We start from the raw sequence: 20,284 nt of genomic DNA on the forward strand, positions 1-20,284 counted from the left end.
TCCGGGGCTCGAACCCGGTGGACCGGACGTGGCACAACCCGAACCGCATTCACCCTGTTCAGGGGCCGATCGTCATGCTGGCGGCCGTACGCCGACGCCTACCCTGACTAGCTCACCGGTCGCGACCCGCCGCAGCGCCGCCGGACTGATCCGCTCCACGAACAGCCTCGGCGCTGCTGCCCAGGCCGTCCGACCACCGCTGGACCGTGACACTCAAGGCAGTGATCGCCTACCGCCGGCCTTCTGCCGAGAAAGGCGCCATCCTCGATGCTCGCATCACCACACCGGGTGTGCGTCGCTTGCAACATGGTCAGGACAACGACCGCGCGGCCCGCGCAGGACGAGACCCGTTCCACCGGAGCCGCCCACGTCGGCTCGCCGGGACTTCGCGTCAGCGTGGAGCCCAACCTCTCGACACAAGCGACTACGTTGCGCAGCGGAACGGTCGTTGGAATCCATGATCAATTCACTCATCTGCCGATGAGAGTGCATCCTGTCTTTCCTGGCTCCACGCAAGAATATTGATTCTTGCCGCCTCAATGACTACCTTGGGGAAATTTTTACGCAGGCTGCGTTTCCGTGCTGCGAGAAGTCTTCCTCGAATCTGTTCCGCCGCCCACAATATTTCCCCCAAGACCGCGGATGTGTCCGATTTAGCTTCGGCAGTCGCCGTGTGACAGTCGACGAAGTTTGTAGTACGCCATCAACTTCTGTGTGATTTACCAATTGAGTCGACACTGAAGTAAATGACGGACGGGCGAAGCCGGGTTCGGAGGCGGCGGGGATCTGACTGGGGCCGGCCGATGCTGGATCTCGATATCTCTCGACCCACGCCGCGAGGAGTACACGAGTTGCACCCCCAACGCATCCGAAGCCATCTTTACCGTGCGCACGATCGGCGCCGTCGCCTACCCAACGACCCAGATCTGGTGCGCCGATTCTCCACACACGAGTAGAGAAGCGAGGTCAGCGCGATGCACCCAGCCCTATCACGAAACAGTGAGCTAAGTCAGGTTACATAGATGGATCGGAGGTGCGGTCCGCGCTAAAAAGCTTCGCCAGAGTCTAGATCCGGACCGTCCGTTTCGAGCATGCGCATGAGTTCCGCCCTAGTCCTCAATCGAATTAGACCGAGTCGACTCATCGAGCGCGAAATTCGCTCACGAGAAGGCATATGCGCGTCGCGATGCAGGTCGGCGATACGCGCCCAGGCAATAAGAACGTCGTCGGTGACAATGGCCGCGTCGTCCGATCCATCGAGCAGTTCGCGGACGAACTTGCGAATTGCTGGAAGCGCCTGCACATATACCTCAAGTGCCGACAGATCGGTTCGAACTGAGCAGCAACTTGACGCAACGTAGTAGTACGCCATTAGTTGACGTCCTCGTCGGGATCGTGGCAGCAGGTCGGTTAGAATTGATCTGACTGCAGGGAAATCGACGTCGTCCGAGGATACCAGGCCCTCCCGTATGGCCTTTGTGAAGACGTCGACCCATGCGTCGGCTCCATTACCCGTTTTGCAGTAGTAGCCGGCCGAGGATTGTGGCGGTACGGGTTCACAGCTGCCCGAACCCTCACCACAGGAAGTACTGCTTCCGCAATTTCCCCCTCCATTTACCGGCTGCGGAAGCAAGGCCGCATAGACCTCGTTGCCGTTTAAGCCGATCGTCGGTGCGCCACCGAGTCTTTTGGCATCCAGTAAGAGCGCGGTGCGTAGCGAAGAGTCGAAATGATGCAATTCGTGCTCAACACCCCAGTAATCGGCCTTGAACTCGTAGAACGTGGATTGAGCTGGCAGCTCGCCTAGACCAAATGCCGCGAAATGCAGGAGCCGGATATCGTCGAGGTCTGGCATCGCCTTGGCCGTAACCGCTAGCTCGTCGACCTCGCGAAAGCTTCTTTCCGTACTTTCGAAATATCGGTGTAACATTCCGTTTGGTGCCCGAGAAAACGTGCTTATTGCGTGGATTGAGCCCGTAGATACACTATCACGCGTGCAACCGGTTCCGTGAGCGAATACGAATGCCCAGATCACGTCTCGTAGTTCTTGACTGGAGATAATCTTGGCATTCAGCAGCCCAGTTAGATTCTCCATACCACTGGCTCGTATCCTTTTGTAAAAGAAGTGACGTAGGTCTGCCACGCCGATTACATCCAGAAAGCGTCTGTTGTGCCGATATGAGTGGCACGGCACATCCAGATCGAGCTCACTATCAAGAATTGATATTGACATCCGATCCACCTAGCTCTCTTCGTCGGGAACGTTCGCAACCTGTCTCTCCTTCGCTATTGATCTGTCACGAGATGCGCCGCGATCAATGGCGAGTAGTCGGTTTAGCGACTGGATGGCCTTGCAGCAAGTCGAATGATTCGATGATATGGGTTCGGAGATAATAACATTGCACCGCCCTAGCTACGGGTCGACACTCAGAGATACCCCTCGCCGAGATGATACAGATCAATTGAAGTTGCTGGATCAATCGAACGTACGTGCACCACCGAATGATTCGCTCGGGTGAGCTCAGAACAATTCGGCACGAAACGAGGGCCTGCCAACCTCGCGATCGATTACCGGAAATGTCCGAGTTGTCTTGGTGGACCGTATTGGCCGAATACGAACCGCACTCCCGCAGTTCAGGGGCCGATCGTGACGCTACCGGCCGTACGCCGCCGCATGCTCTGACCGGTTCACCGCCCAGCCCGCCGTACCACCGCCACGCTGATCCGATCATGCCAACGAGGGGTCTCCGATTCCGTCGGCTTCGGTCGGGTATCCGCAGGTCCGGCGAGCCGACCTCCCGGACACCGATTGTGCATCTCGCGCGCGGCCCGAAATCGTTCCCGGTGAGTTGCGGCTTGATCACCCGCTCCCGGCTGGCCGCCGCTCGCCTCACCCCCTCCACCGCACGCGGCACCCTTGACCCCGGGCCGTGAGCCGTTCTATCGGCGTCCGACGGCCAGTGACGAGGCGGTCAGGCGTTCGATGACCAGTTCGAGGCCGGTAACGGCCCAGGCGACGCCGTACCAGACGTTGTCGGTGCCGGACCAACGCCGGATGCGGATCTCGTAGGTCTCGCCGCTGCGGGCGGCGAACTCGGCGATCTCGTAGCTGTTGTCCCACGACGCGCTGACCGCCACAACGTTGCCGGCCGAGTCTCGGACGTGCAGGTCGAGGTCGACGGTGAGGTTGGAACCAAACAGGATCGGCGAGCCAAACAGGTCGAACGACGAGATGACCGAATCCCAGGCTAGGGCGACCTTGACGTGCGGCCGAAGCGTGGTGAGGGGCACGTGGACGCGGTAGACGTATGTGGCGAAGCCGGTTCGGTCCACCTCTGCCGGCCGGAAGGTGCCGACGTCCCAGCCCCGCCGCGTTCCTGTGTTGTTCCGCGGCTGCCGGCTTTTCGCGATCTGCACCGCTGCCTGCGAGTCCAGGGCGCCCGCGCCGTCCGCCCCGTCCGCCCCGGCGATCAGATCGCCGCGCCAGGTGCCGCCGGCCGGGTTGCGCCAGGCGGCGGTCAGCAGGATCGCCCGGCAGCCCTCGGGCCACGAGCGCAGCGTCGGGCTCGTCTGCTGGATCAACGCGGCGCCACCGGTCACCGCCGGCGCAGCCATGCTCGTGCCGCTCATCGTGAGGCCGACCGTGGTCACGGCGACGCCGTTGGCGGCGATCTCCGGCAGCTCCCGGTCCCCGTGCGATGCCGACGGGTTGCGGAAAACCGAGTCCGAGGCCATCGCGGAGGCGCTGTCGTTGTGATTGCCGACGGTCAGCCGGTTGTAGCCCTTGTGGTTCACATATTCGGTGCTGACGCCATTGCCGGCAGCTTCGCAGATGGTCGGGTACGGCCAGTGCAGAGCCAGGTTGTCCTTGTAGATGTCGTCGTACGACAGGGTCGACGTGGTCTGTTCGCTGTTGCGGTGGAAGCTCTGGCTGATGACCGTGCAACCGCGGTCCTGTGCCGCCCAGCGGATGGCGGCCAGATCCATGCTGTTGGCCGAGTGCAGGTTGCAGTCCGGCGCGTGTCCGTGCGGCGCGCCGCGCTCGACGTTTTTGAGAATGCCGTGGGTGTGCCGGGCGTGGCTGGCGGTGGCCGGATTGGCCAGGAAGCTGGCGGTGATGGCCAGCATGCTGACGTCATCGGGTCCGTTCTCGTAGACGGCGACGTTGACGCCTTTGCCAGTGGCGCCTGCGGTGTGTGCGTCATCGGCGTTCGCGATGGCCAGTGAATTGGTCAGGTCCAGTTCGCCTTCGGGCTCGTGCAGGAAGACCGCGGCGACGTCGTCCCGGGCAGCGAGCTCGGCGATCAGGCCGGCCGGCATGCGTCCGTAGACGACGGGGGCAGCCTCGTCCGCGCCGTCGGCTTCGAGCTCGAAGCGGCGCGCTTCCTCGGTGAACCGCCCGGTCATGCCCTTCCACCTGGTTTGGGCGTCGCGGTCGGCATCCGGCCGGCGGTCGGCCGGGTCCAGATCGGACTTTTCCGGCACGGGCGCTTCCGGATCATTCAGCCATACGGCCACTCGCACCGGCTCACCCGGCTCGGCCATGCGAGCCGCCTCCCAGAGCGCGGGGTGCACCGCGCCGTACTGCTCGTGTCGCCGCCGGGCCAGCCCGGCCAGCTCCTCGTCGAGGTCGACCTGCTCGCCGCGCTGGTTGTAGGCCAGCTCGACCGGCATGCCGGACTTCCGGTCCTCGGCCTTGAAGACGTCGACGTATTCGCCGTCACCGACGCCATCCATGGATCGCCGGCCGACTTCGAGCTCGCCGATGACCAGACGGGCGGCGTGCTGAACGAGCACACCTTCCGGCAGCGGCGCATCGGTGCCGACCACGACGAAAGGAATCGCGCTCGGCACGTTCTCCGCCTCGGGCAGCTCGTCTAGCCGGAGGGTGTGCGCGCCGATCGGCAGCCCGGCAGTATCGATCTCCACGGTCCTCCCGTCGCCTGTGCGGTACACCCGGATCCGCTCGCCGACGACGCCGATGCCGCGCACGGCTTCCTCAGGGACCTCGGCGCTGAAGCGCACGATAACCTGAGTGCCCCGCCGGATCACCTCGTCGGGCCGGACGCTGACCGGATAGCCGGCCTTGTCAGTAATTCTCGGTGTACCTGGCGCTTCGAGCATGGCCCTCTCCGATCGTCCCGTCCGCCTGGGTCCACCTCACTGTCCCGCTCGGCGGCAGGTGCACCACCGGCATGTCTGTGATTTTGCAGTGCTGGGCGTAGTGTTCCCCCATCGCGGTGAAGGCTCCCTTCGGCTCACAGAGAAGGCCGGGGTAGGTGTCGCCGGTGCGGTCTTCGAAGACCTCAATTCCGTTGCCGGCCAGGTCGGATTCGCCGCGAGGGTCGCCGTCCGGGCCGTGCGGTAGGTTGCGTGGGGCTACGAAGTAGACGAAGGCGCTGTCCACGCCCTCGCTCTCCTGTTGCTGGTAGCCACCCCTGCTCACTCAGCCCTGACCTGCGCGCGCAGTCCTCACAGCCGGAGTTCGTGAACAACAGGAAAACCTGAGAGGTAACAGTAGGAGAAGACCCACAGGAAGTTGGCTCGCGGGTCCGGTTCGACGAGCCGCCGGAAGCGCGAAACCTCTTTGGTGTAAGCGTAGAACGTGTTGTGCGGCCTGGCGCGGCAGATATGCAGCCACGCGTGCAGGTACGCGTCGGAGAAGAAGTCACCCGAGTCGTGGACCCGGATCCACGCGTTGCTGTAGCGGCGCGCGCCCAGCTCGCCGGTCATCGCGGCCTGCCATCGGCCAGGTCGTCAATGACATAGGCCAGGTTGGCGTGGTGCCTGCCGCGTACGGCGGGCCACAGGTAGGTGCCGTTGTATTGGTTACGCCTGGAGTTGGAATATGCGGAGTTCGCCGTGAGTCACGATGAGGTTCGGCCGCGGTGCTGCCTTGACCCGACCTCGGGCAAGCTGCTCACGATCGGCTGTGGGTGAGGCGGCGCCAGAGGGCCCAGATTGTCGCTGTCCGGGGCCATGCGACGGGAGCCCACCGATCACGCGGCGTTATGTTGAGTGAGCTGACCGCGACCGGATTTGCCGAGAACAGTGCCCGGCAGGCAAACATTGCTTCTTGATCGCGACACGGTGCGGGGGCTTGACGCCTTCGCGATTGCTAAGCGCCTCTTGAAAGACGATAAACGAAATACAAGGGATTTTCGCGAAGCCCGTCAAGGCGAGCTTCCCTAGAGGCGAAAAAGCCTACACCGGATTTGACCAGTCCAAGCATGCCCGGCGATGGAATAAGTGACGCCCCTAAGGCGGTAGTAGCGCGTCGGCGAAAACGCCGCTTCGCCTCTTCGATCCCAACCATGAGGCGGCCCAGTTCGATATCCAACTTCGTTACAGACTTCTCAAGCCAAGCTTCAAGTTTGGAGTCATCGAAGTCGTCTGGTGAGTCGTTAGCCAGCTCGAGCAAACGAAGTCGGAAGCGCGTCAGATCGCGTGCCAGCAACTCGCGCCACTCGATAACCGTAGGTATCGATAAGCCTCCAAGGTCAACTCTGTTTCGGATAAATCGCGTTCCAAGCGCCTCCGCGAGGCGTTCGCGGCGAACATTAGCATGACTCGTGACCGGCTTCATTAGAGCCGCGCCAGCATCGTCGATAACTTCGAATGGCGAAATCCTTCCTAACTCCCCAGCTAGTTTCTCATACGATGAGTTGAGAGAACGGGGCGTGGCGCCAAGCATCCAACCCCAGTCGTGGATCTTCAAGACGCCTTTGTCGGCTGCGAATTCGAGTTCTTCTGCTGCCGCGATAATTCGCTCCGCAGGAGGGCACGCATCTCGAAACTTCTGTATCAAGGCGAGCTCGCCGCGAAGAGCCTGCAATCGTTCCTCAGGTCCGAAAAAATCTGGATCGTCAAGAACGAGGGAGCGATCTTGGTGCCAGCTATTCGCCCGGCCAGCATTAACGCCCGATGCGATCATATTAAATGCTGGCAGGTCGATCTCGAGCAACGGGTCGAAGCTATTTTCGTCGACTGCACGCTGGGCGAGCGCTAGCGCTCGGTTCCAAGATTGTTCAGGTAGCGGATCTACGCCTTGCAGGACTATTAGATTGGCGTGATAGCCAATCAAATCTACAGAACTTCCTAGCAATAGGGCAAATCGGGTTCGCCGATATTCGTCCAGGATGCCAAACGAACCTCGTATCGCCACCGCGGCTCTGAGGTTCGAAATATCTCCGACGACGGCTGATATATCATTTTTCATGGACTAACTATGCTACTTCAAGTCGTGCGCGGGAAGCCCCTGCGTGGCGACCTCTATCCCTACCATGGTGATCGCTCGCGCGACCAAGACCACGAGACAAGATGTGCGCCATGACGTGCTCTTCTGCCGCTGACCGCTCGTTACGCTGCGTGATCTGCGGTGCCTCGGCGCCGTCACGAGGCGCTTCTGGGATCCGGTGCCCGGCTCCCGCAGTGGATCGCCGCAGTGCTCGCCAGCGACGTCACCGAACTGCACTCCTTCGCCAAGGGCCTGCAGCGGGATCTCGCCGCGGTCACGGCCGGGCTGACCCTGCCCTGGAGCTCCGGAGCGGTCGAAGGCCAGGTCAACCGCGTGAAGATGCTCAAAAGACAGATGTAAGGCAGGGCCAGATTCGACCTGCTCAGGCGCCGCATCCTCCAACCCAACTGACCGGTAGCCCGACCACCCACCACACTTCCCGTGACAGAACCGAATTAGGCGAGCGGCGACAGTCCCCGGTCGTGGGGTTGCGCTGTGTCGCCCCGAGCGAAGCCAGGGAGAGTATTTCTCGGGTTCCGCATCGACGGCCCGTTAGGCGGAAACGGTAGGGGTAATGTTCCTCCACAGATGGTCCAGACGCGGTCGCCCGGCACCTTCGAGGTCTTCGTCGAGCCATCCTGGCTCTCGCCCGTAGGCGTCCGCCCACCACTTGGCGCGATCTTTGCCGCGACCGGGCAATGGAATGACAACCGTCTCACGAACTAGGTGTCGAGCCAGCAGCCGACGGACGAAGACCCCATCCGCAGTTTGGACCCCAACATTCTCCTGCGCGGAATCGGTTGCTCCGAGGCTCACGGCGGGACCAGTCGACAAGACAACACCCTCCGCGTTGTCCGGCCACCGTACAGCGGTGTGGATTGCTGCGGCGATCGCCTGTAGCCGCTCCGACGGCGCTCCTTGAGCCCATTCGGTGAATTGGAACAATCCGTCGAGGCAGTCGACGCGGATCCACGCCGGCCACGGTCCGCGAACCTGAACTGCTTTGGTCGACAAGGTCCTACCGAGACGATGCCAGCCGTCGCGGTACTGCGCCGCGCCACTAAACACGACCGTGCCCTCGGGGACCGAGCCTCGGTAGACAGTCACGGCGCCGATTTCACTCGGGACCACATGCACGTTGAGCGCGCCCGTCATGGAACTCGCGTTCTCGTCAATAGCAGCGATCCAGTTTTGGGTGTCTTCCCAGACCATGTGGTCGTCAAGGCAGACGACGCAGGTGACACCATAGCGCTGCTCGATCAAATGGATAGCGTGCCGGAGCCGAACCTCGTAGTCCTGCCAATCCAGATCTATCGCAGCCCGGGGAACGGTTGTCGTTTCCACCAGCCACCCCTGGTCGGTGTGACCGTCGATCAGCAGGTCTCCGCGCTTCTTCGAGCCGGGAATCGCAGGCTCGAACATCACCGCACTTCCCCTGTCTCTGGCAGCACGGGCGACTTCCAGCTGCAGCAATACATGACGCCACAACGAGCTATCGGCACCCCGCCGAAGCTCAGCTTTGACCTTGGCGAAGGTCGGCTCAGAAACATCGTGATCGAGGCGCAGGACCAACGACAGCGCCTGCGGCAGCGCGTATCGGTGGGTGCCAGCAAAGAGCAGCTCGCCGGGGAGGCGACCCTGTTTGCGGTACTGTCTGGTAAGCCATGAATCACCCAGAAGCGACCGCAGGCGCGCGTACGCCCAGCGCAAGGTCGCGACGCCCTCCTCCGTCAACCTTCTGCTGCTCGCTAGATCATCCAGATCCGACCACGCCGGCTCGCTTCCCAACATCCCGGAATACTCCCATGCGCACCCTCAGAGCCCAATCGAGTTGCTCGTCGGGCCAACGTCATCGACGTCAGGCCGCACGGAATATGCCCCTGACGATTCGGTGTACGTTCATCCTGAAAAGCCGGATTCAGCGCCGTCCATCGAGCGGGCAACGCCTTCCGACGCGCTTATAATGGCGCGTGAGGGCGCGCTGAGCAGGGTGCCCGAGGCGTTGCTGGTGACCGGCGGTCAAGCAGCCCGCCAGCGTGCCCGGTCCTCTCCCGATTTGCGGGTGCATCGCATCTTCGTGCCCTTGCTGGTGTAGCCGGTCGCGCCCTCCGGGGTGCAAAACGCTCCCGGATGTACACCCTGTTGGCCGGCCGGAGGTTTACTGGTCGGCTTGCTGGCAGGTTTCGTGGTGGTGGGTTTCGGCTTCGGCCGTGTCGTGGCCGGTTTCGGTATCCCCGTCGGCGTCGGCGGGGTCGTCTGCACGAGTTTCACCGTGGCCGTGGGCGTCGGTGATACCTCGCTGGTCGTGGGCGTGGTCGTAGCCTCCGTGGTGGATCCGACGACCGCCGGCGGGGTGGTCTGCTGATCGGGTTGGCAGCCGGCGACCAGGACACCGAGGACACCGAGGACGGCAAGGGTGTGTTTCGGGCGCTGGTTCATCGCGCCGATGATCGACGCCTGCCAGCCGGATGGGATCGGCTGTCCGTGTCGACTCCGACGATGATCGGCGTTCCGGCCGGCGCACCCGAACCGGCCACGACAGCCTCAGCGCGACGTCGACCACGGAGGTCGTCTACAGGGTTGCGGTCACCGTCAGCAACTTCGCGTCGGCGTCAACGCAAAAGACGCGGCAAATCAATGCAGCCGATCTTGAAGCGGAGGCAATCGTCGATGATCTCCTTCGAAGGCCGGCGTTCAACTCACTCAGCGACGAATGTCACTCGACTTGCTGTTAAACGTAGGCCTGCCAGAAAGGAGCCGTGACCACCGGTTGCCTGAATTCGTGGTCTATGTAGTCAGGAAGATCAAGGCCGTAGACGATGATGTCGGTCAGGTGGTGGACAGAGAGCACCGAATGCCCCGACGTGGTACGACCGGCCGGGAGATAGCGATGCGCATACACCGGGACCAATCGCGGCGCTCGAGCCAGCAATCTCTCAGCTTTGCGGTCCACCTCTTTGGCCGCGGTGGGACGCTTACCCCACCCGCCGGGCCAATGTCCATCACGGATGTCCGCCAAGGCCGCTGTCACTGGCCATTCGACCTGACGGCGCAGCACGTCCGAATCGAGGTCGCGCCAGTTGGGCCATCCCCAACTGACTTTGTCCGGGTCGTCATCATGATCCGCCGCCCAAACTGGTAGCGCCGCGGCGAGGAAGGCGCGATGGTCGTCCGCGAACTCGAAGCCGAATTTCGCCTCGGCCGCTGCCAGTTCGTGATCGGTCAGACCAGGCTCAACGCGCACGGTGCCGATGCTCGCCAACCGACGCGCTGCTTCAACTCCCACCTCATCACCCACGCCTGGCAGCGTACCGGGCACGCTATGCGGCCAGACCCGGATGGTCTTTCCAACGAGTGCGAGTTCGACGCCAGGTTTTGCCGACGCGGCGAACAGCGTCGTGAACGCGGCGGCTATGGTAACTGCGGCAGCGTATTCAGTGCGCGTCCTTTTGCGCTTTCGGGGAGTGAGAGACCATGGCCAAGCAAATCATCACGGTTCTTACCGACGATCTCGACGGTGGTGACGCCGACCGGACCATCGAGTTCGGGCTCGACGGCGTGAACTACACCATCGACCTGTCCGACAAGAACGCCGGCAAGCTCCGCAAGGCACTCGACCCGTACCTGTCTGCCGCGTCTAAGGTTGGCCGCAGCGGCGCGAGCGGGCGTATTGCCTCCCGCGGCTCGGCGGCCTCGAGCCGGTCGAATCGCGAGCAGAATCAGGCCATCCGGGAATGGGCGGCCAAGAACGGCTACGAGGTGTCGGAACGAGGGCGCATCCCGGCCTCGATCGCAGAGGCCTTCCACGCCAAACGCTGACCGACAGGAACGACCCGGTGAGTCAGTCGCGGTCGTCCCCAGAAGGCGGCCATCACGGAGCGAAGGACATATCGCGGGCGGTGCGCGTTCTACGTCGTGATGCGGACCTGGCCGTCGTCGCTGATCGTGACGCCCGCGATCTTTGTTCCTGGCGGCAACCCTCGTATCTGGTCGTGCAGCTGTCCGGTGATGTTCACACCCACAACGAAGTCGATGACACCGATGTTGCTGACGTCGATCCGGCCACCCAGCGCCGGCGTGATCTTGAAGTCGTAGACCTCGTTCGGGCCCGGAGTCAGGCCGGCGCGCTCGGCCTCTGCTGCCAGCCTGCTCAGCAGGTACATGTTTTGTCCCTCGGCCGAGTTCAGGGTTGCGCTCAGCCCGTCCGCGGTCCGCCAGGGCCGGGTGAGCGTGCCTTCGACCGTGTCCAGCCACCAGAACCCGTCGGCCGCGGTGAAGAAGACGTCGCCGAACGCGGAGGTGAAGATCGGCTTCTTGCCCGCCAGGTCGAGCCAGGCCCATGATTCGGTCGCCTTGGCGTACTGGTCAGGCGTGAAGGTCCTCGTCAGCTGCACACCGCATTCAACCAGCACCCAAGGACCAGGTCGACCAGCAGACCAGCCAACTGCCCAAGACTATGCGCAAAGCAGCTGCAAACAACCGAAAGGGGGCGAAGTAGCCAGTCATGCACCGTCGGACCTCGAGAGCCACGTCAGGTAGCGCCCGGATCGCGGCTTGTGAGTTAAACCGATCTTCACGGTTTCGTACTGTTGGATCGCGTTCCAACGCCGACGTACGAAGCGTGACGGGCCAGGCAGGCTGCCGCGCGCTATCGGCGGCATGTGAGTGCGACGAGAGGTTCGGGTACCGGCTCCAAACTCCGCCGTTTCTTTGAGGGCGACACGACGCCGTCGTTGCTATTGCTGATTGGCGCAGTGGTTCATTGTTCGTCACTTTCCACTACGTCGGAGAAAGCGCCGAGTCGCAGCCGCGCCGCTACGTGACCTATAAACCAGGCGAAGAAGTCGCTGTTCAGGCCACGACCCTCATAGACCGCGGCACGCCAATCCGGCCGCACGAGTACGGCGAGGTACTGCTGCACGATGCGGTCCCGCTGCTCGGCCCTGCAGCCGCAGCGGTGCGGAGGCTTGGCCGCCAGATAGTCGGCGATCATCGCGGCATCGACGTATCGGTTCACCGTCGGCTGCTGCCGGGCGAGGCGAGCAGCATGGGCGGTCAGCAGGACAGGCGCCGGCGGGTAATCCTCGAGGGTCATGCCCATGCCACCGCAATCCGTCATGACCCTCAGCAACCGGCCGGTGTGATCGATCAGCTCGTCGTCGGTATCGGTGCTGGTGATCGCCTCGTACAGGTGCGCCGCGGTGGCGACCTTGCCGGCGAAGTAGCCGTTGAGGTAGTCGCCGTCGCAGGCATGGCGCAGCAGCCATGCCCGGGAACCGGCGGCGCCTCGTCGGCACAGTGCCTCGACGACGTAGACCCGGCCCCAGCCCGCGACGCGTTCGGCGAGCCACTGCAGCGCTTCGGCACCTTCACGGCGGCGTTGCAAGGCCTCGGCGGCCAACGGCCCGAAATGGTTCGACAGCAGGCCGATCGTTTGGATCAGCGGGATGTCCTCCTCGGCCTGATCGGCGGCCAGCAGCGCGAGTCCGACCGTGGCGGCATTGCGATCGGTGCTGTGCCGCACCAACCACCGGCCGGTCTGCCGCACGCGCTGCCGATCCGCGCGCAGCGCCGCAGCAACGATGTGGTCGTTGCGATGGATCGGGACGTAGACATCCCGCAGGGCGTCGACGAGTTCACTCGCCTGCGCGTCGGGCCGGCTGAAGTGGCTGTCGAGGATGACAGCGGCATCGGCCCCGTAGAGTCGTTGATCCCTCACGCGCCGGGTTGACGGCCGCAGGCGGTGGCGCTCTTCGTCCGGATACGGCTCGCCGTTGCGAGGTAGAACGCCGTCAGGATGTTGCTGATGCAAACGCAGAGCGTGTTCGAACAGAGTGATCTGGGGTCCGAGCAGTCCAGGCTCGGGCGTCACGCTCACGGGCGGACGGAGGACTCGATTCTTTCGATCATGGCCGCGATGATCCCACCCCTACACGACCTTCAGCAAGCGGCAGCGTCCATCGCGCCGCACCGATGTCCGGATCGCGCAGGCGACCGTAGGTGACGGCTGCTGGCCAGCGAGTGCGCACGCTTCGCGGCAAATGAGGATGCCCAGCCTGCCTTCGAGGATCATCAAAGGATGGGCGTTCAGGTCGAGCTCCATGCGACCGACAAGCGGATACGACGCTTCCCGGTCCGACCGGCGTGTTTTTGATGCTGCCTGGCGACTTCGACCGACTGATCTCGCTCGGGAATCCGGCACTCCGGCTGCTCGGTCAAATCGATCCGCACGGCGAGACCCGCCTCGACGCGAGTCAGGTGCAGCAACTGGTCACCGAAGTGGAGCTGCTACTTACACAAGCGAGGGCCGGCGCCGAGCGCCGCGGGCTGATGCCGCTGCACACGATAGCCGAGCGTAGGAATGAACTCGACCCCATCCCCGCGAAACAAGGACGGCTTGGCCGCCACAACAGCATTGTCGCCGGCGCCCCAGACCCGGTCTGCCGTGCCTCGCCACATCCATTCACTGGTCATGTGGCAGCACCGCGCCAGCGCTGCTCGCTCCCCTGCGGGTTCGACGAGAGGGTCGTTTGCGTAATAAACTTGGCGCATGGTCAACCCAACTTAGGCGGTGGCAAGGACAAGGGCCTCTAGCGAGTCGCTGTCCTCCTTGCGGCGTCGCATCAGGCAAGTGGCAGCAGCCAAACGGCGAAGATCGGTCGCTAGCGCCTGTTCGTGCGCGAGTACCGCCTCGGCCGCCAGCACCAAGGCGGGCACCCGGATCGCGGTGGCGGCGTCATCCGTCATCGGCCGCTGCCGCCCGAGGATCGGCGTCGCGGTCTCCCGGAGCTGGCGAAGGACAACACCGGCCCAGACCGGCGAGGAGAAGCCACGATTCACGTCGTCCGGCAGATGCCTTATCACGTCGGACAACCTGCCCAAGTCGACCGAGATCGGTTCTGGGCCGGTGGCGGAAAGATGCAACAGGGCCGCGCCGAACCGCGTCACCGCACTCCGGTCGTCTTCCTTGGCGCGCGGCTCGAGTACGGCGGAGGTCGCCAGAGTAAGGCTTGTGCCAAGAGCGGCTCGAGACTGCAGGAAAGCGCGTTCGGTACGGACGCAGGTGACTGGTTCGGTGGCCATGCCTAGCTGTTGGTGCAATAGTGCCCGCGGCAAGGCCATCAGCGGTCGTGAGTCAGCGAGTTCGTGCAACCTCCGGCGAGCCCGATTGATCTGATCGCGGGTTGCCCGCGCGATGGGCAGGGCGCTATCAACTCCCAAATCACGATTCCATTCCTGGGCAATGGCGACGTCGCGCCCGAGGGAGGCAGCCTTCTCGAGACGTTCAACAACGCGCCCGATCGGATGCTGAGATAGGGTTTGATCGATCTTTGCGGCGATCTCGAGGTCAATACCTGGCAGGGCGCGCAGCGCGCGGTCGATGGTAGTGGCCGCCTGGTGCGCCTTCTTCAATAAGGTGCGCAAGTCCTCCAGGGCGGTTGTATTCTCCAGGCCGACAGTGTTGTGTCCGGAGCGGGTAGCTATCATGTCCCGGGCCAATTCCTCGGCGGCCTGGCGGATCGGTACGCCGGTCGGGCCGAGTCGCTCGGCTGTATTCACGGCGGTCACGGTAATCAGCCGGACAAGCACGCCAGACGGGCTGAGGTCCGTGACAGCGGCGGCGAGCAAATCGCTAACCGAGACGACGTTCGCCGCTGGACGCCCAGGCGCCGCCCAGACCGAAGGGCCGCTCGCTTCTCCGGCAATATTCCATACCTGCTTGGCCTGCGAGCGGAGGATCTGCGCAGCCGGACCTGCGCTTTGCACCAATGCGTCCAGCTCGTTGGAGCTGGGCAGGCGGTAGATCATTCCCGCGCCCTGATGGATGCCATTACCGCTCATACTGGTCAATGCGTTGATCCAGCGGACGAAGGCGTTCGCGTCGGTGCTCCACACGCCGCGAACGGGCGCGTTTGGCTTGCTAGCCGGGCGACCGTCTGGAGGTGGTGTCCCAGAATCTTGAAGAAATAGCCAGTAAAGGTCGGCGGCGACCGGGTCCGGGCAGACGCGCGTGCCGGATGGCGTCGGCACCAGCCTCCGCAGGTTCCGGCTGGCCAGGACGCTGGCCACCAGGCGTCGACTCTCCGTGCTTGCCGATGGGTCGAAGGCGTTTTTCAGTACCTCTGAAAGGCGCTGCCGCAGCTCCGGCGCGAGCTCGGCACCAATCTCGGCACACTCGAAAGCGAGCGACAATGCCGTCGGCGTGCCTGAGCGAAGCGCAGCCGCGACGATCGAATCGGCATCGGCACCGGACAAATATAGTAACGTGACCTCGCGCCACCATGGGTCATCCACTGCCTCGACCAACACCGGCTCGAGGCCATGCTCCTGAATGTACCTGGCGGCCAGGTACTCTTGGAAAGTTAAGTGAGCAAAGGCGTAGAGGTCGCGTTCCCGTTCGACGAGCAGGCCATTCGAGCCAACATCGTTAATAAACTCCTCCGGCGTGACGTCCGTTGAGACGCGTTTGAGCCGAGGCCGGATACCATCAAGCAGCTGCCTCAGGCCGATGTCACGGGTGCCAGAGCGCATCATCTCGAAAGCCAGCCACGCGAGCAGCCGCTCCTTACTGATCCCCGGCAGGTTCAGGTTCAACCGTTTGGCTTCCTGACGCCGCCAAAGCATCACCTGACAGACCTCCCCGTAGAGATCGGCCCGGCTGTTCGGCAACGACCGGCGGAACCGGTGCACATTAGCGATCATCGTCAGCAGCAGCGGATTGATCGTAAAGTCGTAAAGCGCCGGCGAAGCGGCCAGACGATCAAGTAGATCGTCAGCGGCCTCCTGAGCAAGCATCTCCACCTCGCGCCCGGTACTGCCTGTCGCGCGCCGCTCGACTGCCAGGTACCACCCTTGCAAGAATCGACGCACCTGGTCGGGTGTGAATGACAGAACCTGCAGGGTGGTCGCGGACTCCACGAAAGCGTCTCTGTAGCCATGCGGACGGGATGTCACGACGAAGTCGTTGCGCGGGTGGACGGCGATCTGCTGGTTGACCCAGGCCACGATGTCACGGCGCTGATCGGCGTTCGCGACCTCATCCAAGCCGTCGAGAAGTACCACGCACTTGCCGCGCATAAGTCGGCTCTCCCACCATCCTGCCGGCTCCGGGACCGCCAACTTCGGAAGCGACTTGCGGATCAACACAGGGAGCGGCATCCCCGGCTCGGCAGCGACGGCCTTGGCGTGATCGCGCAGCTGCAACAGCACCGGGATCGCGCGGCGGCGACCCTGGGCCGTCCGTGCCGTACGTCGTGCCACGTGGTTGAGCAGGGTCGTTTTCCCGCTGCCCGGCGCGCCGATCACCGCAAGCGCCATTGGTTCGTCTTGGTCGAGGAAGTCCCAGATCGATTGGCGCCGGGCGCTGTCGGTGGGTGCGGAACCGAGAAGGTCCGGGGGCACCTGACGAGGCGCTCGGGCGGTGAGTCCAACGTCAACGAAGACCTCGTCCAACTCCGGACTGAACGTCCCGACTGTGGCGAGGCCCTTCGCGTCAAGGAAGCGGCGCGAGTCCATCACCCATTGGCCGTAAACCTTGCCGTAGCGGGAGAGGCGCTGGTCCACCAGGCGATCGAAGGCTCCGCCCCATGCGGCCAGGTGGCGGTTCATCGAATCGGCGGCGACCTTCAAAAAGAGCCAACCCACCATGAGGATCATGAGCCATGCAGCAGCGACCAGCAGGGCAAGGGCGGGATTCTTGTTGACGAGGCTCTGCCAGACGGCGATCAGCGGAGCGGCGCAGACAACAAGCAGCGTGAGCACCGTCCGCCGTGCGCGTTCCAACCGGATCACCCGCCTCGGACACTGAGTAACTCAGCTATGACTTTCAGTATCCATGCTTGGTCCCCCGGTACGGAACAGCCCTATCGGTAGAGTCGTGACGCTTAGGCGTCTCGGCTGACTGCGCTGAGGAAGTGAGCATCGAGCGCCGAGTGCCCGCCCAGTTGTCTCACGGTGACCAACGGGACGACCGGCGGGACCGTCGGCGGACACATGGGCTCAGCGCCTCGACCTCGTGCTCGAGACCGCCGTGCAGATCCGACGGGTGTGACCTGTCCACGCCTCTCATCGTCGCCGCCACCGGCGGGAAGGGCGAAAACGGCAAAGTTAGACTGGCCGGGCGCGATACCTCTCTCGGCACTCGGCTTTACACGCGACAGGACGCCGAACGCAAGGTCGAACAATTGCGAAGGTGCATGGGCGGCACTTCCCATCCTGATCCGGATGACGAATGGCCATCCGATAGTTGCGTGATCGGATGCACTGTCATCGGCAAATTCGGAAGCTCTGACCGGGTAACGGCCAGGGCCGCCGTGACCGGACGTGACGCTCGCCGGGTCCCGGCACGGCGAGGCAGCCACACCCGGGAACGCTAGAAACTCGCGCTGCGCACCACGGACCGCCAGCCACACGCGAGGCAGCGGACCGCACGTCCGGCTTAACGGGCGTCCTGACGCAGTGCAGCCTCTCCGGGGTCGAGCCGGACACGACCACGGCCCGGCCGGTGAACACCACCGGCACAGACTCCCAGTCCAGTACCCAAGATCCGCACGACCTGCCCAGCCGGGCGAGGGCCACCCGCCGGGACAGGCCACTGCCACCGCGACCCGCCGAGGCAACACACGGCCGGGCCCAGCCGACAGCAACCAAGACCCGGCACGGCGACAGCGAGGACGGCGGTGAGGTTCCGTGGCGTCACCAACCGCGATCTCGAAGGGAGCAGGCTACCCGTCCACCACACCCCGCCAAACCACGAAAATTACCCCCCGCTACCTCAGGGTGATTCCGGGGGAATCGGCAGGTCAACCCCTATGACTAGACGTCCACTTGGGGAGCAGTTTTGGGATGTATCTGGCCACCGAGAGCGGAGGGGACAGGCGGAGTGCTCTGCGCTATGACCGTCCTGGGCGTCCTGGCCGTGTACGCATTCGCGTGCTGGCGCTGGCCGTTTGGCGAAGTGCTCGAAGTGCGAAGGCAAGGGCCGGCGGGATTCTCCGACCGGCCGCGCGTTCCGGCTCTGCAAGCGATGCAAGGGTTCCGGCCGGCGGATCCGGACCGGCCGGCGGCTCTTCAACTGGCTCCGGGTCCTCCACGACCAGGGCCGCTAGCGAGATAGGCGCCCCATTGCTGATGATCTATGAATTCCGGTCTCATCGAGGCATGCATAAGCGAAACAAGTGGCTTGCGGAAGCAATGCGAGAGCTAACCGACGAAGTCCAGGAGACGACGGATCCCCTTACCCTTCAACGCGCTGGCGCAGCGGCCCAGGTCTTCGCGACCCTCGCCCTCGCCGAGGAGGTCGCCGCGCTTCGGCAACAGGTCGCCACGTTCCAGAGCGTCCTAGCCGATGCCCTCGGTCAATTGAGCGTTGATCTCGACGCCGGAGCGAAGGCGGTAGCGGAGGCCATTGACCGAGTTGACGTCTAGGTGTCACCCGTGCGTGTCGGGAGTGCCGATGAGGGCTCGCCGCCCTTGGTGCAGCGCGGATCAGCCCGGTGCCCCAAGCCGCTCCGGGTTCGACGTGACGCTGAGTCGCGCGCGGATCGCGGCAGTTGAGTACGCGCTTGAGCTGCTTCGGCAGTTACCGTGGTGCGGTGCGGGATATATCGGCCGAAATCTTCGCGGGGCTGGCTGCTGCCGAATTGACTTACCAGCAGGTCGGTGCGACTCGGGACGCATCGCTACCGCCTGGATACGGCCATGTGTTTCGCGACGTCGTGGTGGGCGAGGGCCGCGACACTTTCGAACGCGCTGCCGAGGGTCTCCTCAGCTGGCAAATGCATCGCGCGGCGGGCCTGGCACCCGCAAGCAATGTCGAGATAGCCACTTCCGGCGCCATCGTGGTACTTCGTGCCGGCTTCAGACCGTTGCGTCTCACCATCCCGTGCCGAGTGATCTACACCGAGGAAGGAAGTGACCGCCGCGGGTTCGCCTACGGCACACTCCCCGGTCACCCCGAGCAGGGCGAGAAGCGTTCCTGCTTGACCTGACGGATACGGGCGAGGTTCATTTCCGCATCCGAGCCTTCAGCCGCCCGGCATCGCTGCTTGCTCGAGTTGGAGGACCCGTGACGCGTCTTGTCCAGGCCTACGCGACGAACCGCTACGTCACTGCGACTCGACGGCTTGCTGACCCGACTGCCTACCTCTGAGCCGTTCGCCGAGGCGTTTGTTTCTCGACTCGAACGCGTGCGGAGGCGACTCAGATTGACGGTCACGCCAGCTGAAGGCCGTCGTGGCCGGCGCGCACGGTCGGCGGCAGATGAGGATGCCGAGCGCGTGTTCCGGTGCATCGCGGCGGATACTCACGCCGTGGAGAACGGATGGGCACACATCGGCAGGCTCTGGACCAATGGCGAGCCCTACCTCGCCATGGATTCCGGGAGCCGGGACCGCTGGCTCGGCTTCAGCCAGGACGAGTATTTCGATCGAATAGTTGAGATGGGTCCGGACGAGACCGGCATCCTGGTCGGCGAACAGATGGCCGCTGTCGTCGGGGCCGACGGCGTCGTGCGTGACGACAGCTGGATGGAAGTCTTCGAGTCCAGTGACGGCACCGTCGCCATCATCCAGGCATCTGGCGAGGACTACCTGCGCACGCTTGCCGCCGGCCTGCGCTACGCCGAGGATTCGGCCGATCCCTGCACATTGATCAACATCAGCAGCGGTGAGCTGGCCATCTTCAGCGCCGCCTGCGACGGCTCGGGCGAACACTCGATGACGCTTCTTCCGGCACGGGCCGGCGACACCCCCACGGAACACGGAGCACCCAGCAGGGAGCCGGACACAGGGTTGCTCGTCGCGGTCCGAGTTAGGACGTATCGGGTCACCGCCCGGTGGTACACCGAACTCGACGACTCGAGCTGCTTCGCTCGCTGGCTGCTAACCCCGATCAACCGGACAGGCGATGACCAGGGCGGCAACGCTGCGATCGGCGCGACCGGTGCATGAACTACGAAGTGTCACGGCCGAGCGTAGGGTCGCGCTCGATCAGCGGCAAATCAGCGCATCGGCTGCCGGCTCTGGCACGCATCTGCCTCGCGCGTCT

The 20,284-nt window shown here is 63.8% G+C and carries 15 protein-coding genes and 2 pseudogenes; 6 read left to right on the plus strand and 11 right to left on the minus strand.

Annotation, left to right across the window (positions count from 1 at the left end; translation table 11 throughout):
* Positions 1–1,045 precede the first annotated feature (1,045 nt).
* The 5 genes and pseudogenes from ACIA5D_RS27005 to ACIA5D_RS27025 all read right to left on the minus strand — a co-directional run bounded on the left by ACIA5D_RS27005 (position 1,046) and on the right by ACIA5D_RS27025 (position 7,219).
* On the minus strand, positions 1,046–1,855 hold the full coding sequence (locus tag ACIA5D_RS27005; RefSeq protein ID WP_396032996.1) for a hypothetical protein: 810 nt from the start codon (positions 1,853–1,855) through the stop codon (positions 1,046–1,048).
* Between the two features lie 1,085 nt (positions 1,856–2,940).
* Positions 2,941–5,124 (minus strand): S8 family serine peptidase, encoded by a 2,184-nt coding sequence (locus ACIA5D_RS27010; RefSeq protein ID WP_396032997.1) that lies wholly within the window; start codon positions 5,122–5,124, stop codon positions 2,941–2,943.
* The gene (locus tag ACIA5D_RS27015; RefSeq protein ID WP_396032998.1) at positions 5,090–5,407 is read right to left on the minus strand and encodes a hypothetical protein; all 318 of its coding nucleotides are present in this window, start codon (positions 5,405–5,407) and stop codon (positions 5,090–5,092) included. Before ACIA5D_RS27015 ends, ACIA5D_RS27010 begins: the two co-directional genes overlap by 35 nt.
* 65 nt (positions 5,408–5,472) lie before the next feature.
* Positions 5,473–5,739, minus strand: a pseudogene (locus ACIA5D_RS27020) (hypothetical protein); the annotation flags it as partial.
* A gap of 379 nt (positions 5,740–6,118) precedes the next feature.
* Entirely contained in the window at positions 6,119–7,219 is a 1,101-nt protein-coding gene (locus tag ACIA5D_RS27025; protein WP_396032999.1) for a hypothetical protein, read from the minus strand.
* A gap of 159 nt (positions 7,220–7,378) precedes the next feature.
* Here ACIA5D_RS27025 and ACIA5D_RS27030 point away from each other — a divergent pair, with 159 nt between their 5' ends.
* Positions 7,379–7,597 carry a transposase gene (locus ACIA5D_RS27030; protein WP_396033000.1) on the plus strand — a complete coding sequence of 73 codons (219 nt, stop codon included), beginning with the start codon at positions 7,379–7,381 and terminating at the stop codon, positions 7,595–7,597.
* Positions 7,598–7,789: 192 nt separating this feature from the next.
* Here ACIA5D_RS27030 and ACIA5D_RS27035 read toward each other — a convergent pair whose 3' ends face one another.
* Positions 7,790–9,028 carry a hypothetical protein gene (locus tag ACIA5D_RS27035; protein WP_396033001.1) on the minus strand — a complete coding sequence of 413 codons (1,239 nt, stop codon included), beginning with the start codon at positions 9,026–9,028 and terminating at the stop codon, positions 7,790–7,792.
* Positions 9,029–9,407: 379 nt separating this feature from the next.
* On the opposite strand from ACIA5D_RS27035, the gene ACIA5D_RS27040 reads away from it, so the two are divergent.
* Positions 9,408–9,602 (plus strand): hypothetical protein, encoded by a 195-nt coding sequence (locus ACIA5D_RS27040; RefSeq protein WP_396033003.1) that lies wholly within the window; start codon positions 9,408–9,410, stop codon positions 9,600–9,602.
* 366 nt (positions 9,603–9,968) lie between these two features.
* Here the strand turns inward: ACIA5D_RS27040 and ACIA5D_RS27045 are convergent, their stop codons facing one another.
* A complete protein-coding gene (locus ACIA5D_RS27045) occupies positions 9,969–10,535 on the minus strand; it encodes a hypothetical protein (protein WP_396033004.1) in 567 nt (188 codons plus the stop codon).
* Between the two features lie 176 nt (positions 10,536–10,711).
* Here ACIA5D_RS27045 and ACIA5D_RS27050 point away from each other — a divergent pair, with 176 nt between their 5' ends.
* On the plus strand, positions 10,712–11,056 hold the full coding sequence (locus ACIA5D_RS27050) for an Lsr2 family protein (protein WP_396033005.1): 345 nt from the start codon (positions 10,712–10,714) through the stop codon (positions 11,054–11,056).
* Between the two features lie 89 nt (positions 11,057–11,145).
* Here ACIA5D_RS27050 and ACIA5D_RS27055 read toward each other — a convergent pair whose 3' ends face one another.
* From ACIA5D_RS27055 to ACIA5D_RS27065, 3 genes are all read right to left on the minus strand, one after another.
* Positions 11,146–11,631 carry a hypothetical protein gene (locus ACIA5D_RS27055; RefSeq protein WP_396033006.1) on the minus strand — a complete coding sequence of 162 codons (486 nt, stop codon included), beginning with the start codon at positions 11,629–11,631 and terminating at the stop codon, positions 11,146–11,148.
* A gap of 365 nt (positions 11,632–11,996) precedes the next feature.
* Entirely contained in the window at positions 11,997–13,115 is a 1,119-nt protein-coding gene (locus ACIA5D_RS27060; RefSeq protein ID WP_396033007.1) for a hypothetical protein, read from the minus strand.
* Positions 13,116–13,166: 51 nt separating this feature from the next.
* Positions 13,167–13,340, minus strand: coding sequence for a hypothetical protein (locus ACIA5D_RS27065; RefSeq protein WP_396033008.1), 174 nt, complete (start codon positions 13,338–13,340; stop codon positions 13,167–13,169).
* 41 nt (positions 13,341–13,381) lie between these two features.
* Here ACIA5D_RS27065 and ACIA5D_RS27070 point away from each other — a divergent pair, with 41 nt between their 5' ends.
* Positions 13,382–13,831 carry a hypothetical protein gene (locus ACIA5D_RS27070; protein ID WP_396033010.1) on the plus strand — a complete coding sequence of 150 codons (450 nt, stop codon included), beginning with the start codon at positions 13,382–13,384 and terminating at the stop codon, positions 13,829–13,831.
* Here the strand turns inward: ACIA5D_RS27070 and ACIA5D_RS27075 are convergent.
* Entirely contained in the window at positions 13,802–17,020 is a 3,219-nt protein-coding gene (locus ACIA5D_RS27075; protein ID WP_396033011.1) for an NACHT domain-containing protein, read from the minus strand. The genes ACIA5D_RS27070 and ACIA5D_RS27075 overlap by 30 nt on opposite strands.
* Before the next feature lie 1,919 nt (positions 17,021–18,939).
* Between ACIA5D_RS27075 and ACIA5D_RS27080 the strand changes: the two are divergent.
* Together ACIA5D_RS27080 and ACIA5D_RS27085 are read left to right on the plus strand one after the other, a co-directional pair.
* A pseudogene (locus ACIA5D_RS27080) lies at positions 18,940–19,388 on the plus strand (DUF1990 family protein).
* 160 nt (positions 19,389–19,548) lie between these two features.
* On the plus strand, positions 19,549–20,187 hold the full coding sequence (locus ACIA5D_RS27085) for a hypothetical protein (protein ID WP_396033012.1): 639 nt from the start codon (positions 19,549–19,551) through the stop codon (positions 20,185–20,187).
* Positions 20,188–20,284 lie beyond the last annotated feature (97 nt).

It is taken from the genome of Actinoplanes sp. NPDC051513, from assembly GCF_044454685.1.
Classification (GTDB): domain Bacteria; phylum Actinomycetota; class Actinomycetes; order Mycobacteriales; family Micromonosporaceae; genus Actinoplanes.